This is a genomic window from Hydrocoleum sp. CS-953 (assembly GCF_002260545.1).
In the GTDB taxonomy this organism is placed as follows: Bacteria; Cyanobacteriota; Cyanobacteriia; order Cyanobacteriales; family Microcoleaceae; genus Trichodesmium.
The window spans coordinates 1-3,736 of sequence record NZ_LGSU01000588.1 but is presented as its reverse complement, the minus strand read 5'-3'; the positions used below and the strand labels follow the sequence as shown (position 1 = coordinate 3,736).

Sequence of the window (3,736 nt, the reverse complement as noted above, 5' to 3'; positions counted from 1 at the left end):
ACCCTAACTATATCGGGAACTTGTGCTGATATTTTTTGATAATTAGTTAGAATTTTTTTGATGATATTTTGATAATGAATTAGGTTATCCATTTAATAATTTCCTCTTGTTTTGTATTAATCACTAATAGTAAAACTTGATATTTTTGGAGAATTAACTGAATTGCAATTTATGCAAAAAACTTTTCATAAATTTTGTTATCTACTGCCAAATAAACTTGATAATTGGGATGATCCGTAGGTTGGGTTGAGGAACCGAAACCCAACACAGATAGGTGGGTTATTATTGTTGGGTTTCCTACGTCAACCCAACCTACTAAACTACAGATGTCTATTGAAGAAATGAAGCAGTCTTACCAAATTCTCCAGTAAAAACAAAAGAACTCATCGGTTTACGACTGCGGGGAGAAAGTTCCCTCTCCCGTAAAGACTCAGGCAAAATCTCAGGTTCTCCAGGATAACCAATAGCTATTGCTGCTACTGGTTCATATTCTGCTGAAATTTTATATAATTCCCGTGCTTTATCAACATCAAAACCTCCCATTTGATGAACTCTCAAACCCATTTCTGTTGCTTGAAAAGTTAAGCTAGCAACTGCTAAACCAACATCGTGAAAAGCGTGTCTATTAGGGTTATTATTTTTCTCAAAAGAAAGTTTAGCAACAGATAACATTAACACAGGAGCAAGACCTGCCCAAGGTTGATTTCCTTCTACAATACAACTAAAAAGACGTTCATATTCAGCAGGATTTTCTTTAGTAGCAACTATGAAATTCCAAGGTTGCTCATTGAAACAAGAAGGAGACCATCTTGCTGCTTCTAGAAGTGAAAGTAATACTTCAGAGTCAACCATTTTGTTAGTAAAAGCTAGAGAACTCCAACGTTTTTTTAGTAACTCGTTAATTGGGTATTGATTATCTGTAGTTTTTTCCATTTTTTGAATTTTTTAGTAATTGTTTAAAGTCGTGAAAAATCTTATTTTAATTGTGAGATATTGTGAATTTTTAACTGTTCAAGAAAATATCGCATTAGATTCTCATTTTCCGGTTATAATAAAGCTCGTAGTAGGGCTGAAGCCCTAATACAAATTACCATGGATTAATGCTATACTTCAACAGTCAAATATTTACCAAGATTCAAAGTTTGTTTTTGATAATTATTAGTTTTTTAGTATAGATTTTTATGATTTTTCCTCTCCTCCTACCTCCCATACTTTCCCACCCAATTAGATATAGCAAGATTTTTGAGAAATGGTACAAGCATAAATATTTGATGGGCTAAAGCCCTACTACAAACAAAAACTTTTTTACATTTGCATTTGACGGCGAATATAATTTTCTACAGATTCCATTTTTATCTCAAATATTCTCTCTAAATTCTCAATTTCTTCTGGAGTGCAGAAAAATTCATTCGCCAATAATACTCTTAAAGTACCCAAAGTTTTTTGTAATTCAGGATTAAATAATCCCAGAGTATTCCGTAATCCATCAAACACAAATAAAGGTGGATTAATAACTATAGGTTCCCGATTAAAAATTCTACTAAATATCTGAGAAATTTCTCCTCTAGAAATAATTTCTGGTCCTCCCACAGGCAAAGTTTGATTACAAGCAGCTTCTACAGAAACAGAATCCACAGAAATTTTTGCCAAGTCATCTGTACTAACTATTGAAGTGCGATTTTTCGACTCTCCAATAAGTAGATAAACTCCTGTATCTCGAAATCTTTCTGCTAGCGGTAAAAGATTAGAAGCAAAACCAGAAGGTTGCAAAATAGTATAATTTAATCCACTAGCTTTGAGATATTTTTCTACCTCTTTTTTTGCTTTAAAAGTTGGTGAATCTTCATATCCACGATTAGCTCCTAATACAGAAATAAATACAAAGTGTTTAACACCAACTTTCACAGCACAATCTATCAGTTCAATATTAGCTCTATAGTCAACTGCTTGAACATCACCCGCACCACCGTGGGCACTAATAATATATTCAATTCCTTGACAAGCTTTATCAATATCCTTGTCTATTTTTAAGTCGCCGATAAAGATTTCAGCTCCACGATTTTCTAATTCAGAATAGGCAGAATTTAGTCTAACAAAAGCACGGACTGACATTTTTTTTTCTGTCAATATCCTAATAATTCTGCGACCTAATCCTCCAGTTGCTCCTGTTACTAAAAACATAATTATTTTTGGTTATATATTAATAGTTCAATCTAAAAATTTACCGAATCAAAAATTTACTATAGCCAGAAGAAATGATTCGTTAAAAAAACTGTAAGGGTTTGCTTTCCAAATCCCATTTTCCCTTGGGTTTGGAGACCAAACCCCTACGATAAAATATTACAACATAAGCGCGGATTGTTATATTAACTGAACATAGCAAATAGTTTCTATAATTACCTAATTATTACTTGAATCTTCACTTCTTCCTTTTTCCTTATTATTACTTGATTATTACTTGAATCTTCACTTATCTCCTAGATAACTAAAGCCTTCTTCCTTCCTTTAAAATTCCACAACAACTGGTGCATGGTCACTAGGTTTTGTTAACTCTCTTGGAGACTTGTCAATTATACAACTTGTTGCTTTTTGAGAAAGGGGTAAACTAAGATAATGATGGTCAATACGCCAACCACGATTACGGCGAAAACCTGCTGCTCTATAATCCCACCAACTATAATGTCCACCTTCGCTGGTAAACTGGCGAAAAGCATCCACCAATCCTAACTTAAGAATTTCTTGTAAAGCTTGACGTTCCGCATCAGATAATCCCACAGAATTTTTACAACCTTCTGGGTCGTGAATATCTCGGTCTTCTGGGACAATATTAAAATCTCCACAAATACATAAATTTGGCGATTTGTCAAGAACTATTTGTACATATTCTTGCAACAATTTTAACCAATCAAGTTTGTAGTCATATTTTTCACTACCAACACTAGCACCATTAGGAACATAAAGATTAAGGATACATACATCATTTATTACCCCAGTAATTAACCGTTTTTGTATGTCAAAATCTCCCACTTTATCATCACCTAAAATAGGAGCAAAACCACTACTAACATCTTGCATTGGGGAACGACTAAAAATTGCCACACCGTTGTAAGATTTCTGACCAGAAATATAAGTGTGATAACCTAATTCTTCAAAAGGCGATCGCGGAAAATCTTGGTCAATAACTTTAGTTTCTTGTAAACAGAGAATGTCAACAGAATTTATTTTTAACCAGTCAATAACTTGTTCTTTACGACTGCGAATTGAATTGACATTCCAAGTAGCTATTTTCATAATTTAGGGATTAGGGAGTAGGGAGTAGGGAGTAGTAATTCGAGAAACTAGGGAAGAGAAAATAAGAAAAATAACTGTACCTCAGTAACTTGAGAAACACTATATCTATAAAGAATGCTATTAGGATTGAAGCAACTTAGATAGAAATCCTAAATAGGTTGTAATATTTTATTGTAGGGGTTTGGTTTCCCAATCCCTTTTTCCCTTTGGTTTGGAGACCAAACCCCTACCGTTTTTTTTCACAAATAATTTATGATTACTATTATGTAATAGCTTAATCCTTACTTTAAATCTAATAAACCACTGGTTTTAAGCTTAGGATTAAAACGAATATTTTCTTGTAAACCTCTATCTTTTAATACCTCTAAAATATTAGCTTCAACTCGCCTAGCTATATTTTTTAATAGTTTTTCTTTAGTGACTTCATCAATTAATGGATTTTCAT

General features: G+C 33.1%; 3 protein-coding genes and 1 pseudogene. All 4 read right to left on the bottom strand.

Annotation, left to right across the window (positions count from 1 at the left end):
• Positions 1-330: 330 nt before the first annotated feature.
• Positions 331-933 carry a nitroreductase family protein gene (locus AFK68_RS06450; protein ID WP_094672059.1) on the bottom strand — a complete coding sequence of 201 codons (603 nt, stop codon included), beginning with the start codon at positions 931-933 and terminating at the stop codon, positions 331-333.
• A 372-nt stretch (positions 934-1,305) separates the two neighbouring features.
• The gene (locus tag AFK68_RS06445) at positions 1,306-2,181 is read right to left on the bottom strand and encodes an SDR family oxidoreductase (protein WP_094672058.1); all 876 of its coding nucleotides are present in this window, start codon (positions 2,179-2,181) and stop codon (positions 1,306-1,308) included.
• A gap of 324 nt (positions 2,182-2,505) precedes the next feature.
• Positions 2,506-3,291, bottom strand: a complete 786-nt coding sequence (xth, locus tag AFK68_RS06440; protein ID WP_094672057.1) for an exodeoxyribonuclease III — start codon at positions 3,289-3,291, stop codon at positions 2,506-2,508.
• Between the two features lie 281 nt (positions 3,292-3,572).
• Positions 3,573-3,736, bottom strand: a pseudogene (locus AFK68_RS41145) (GIY-YIG nuclease family protein); the annotation flags it as partial.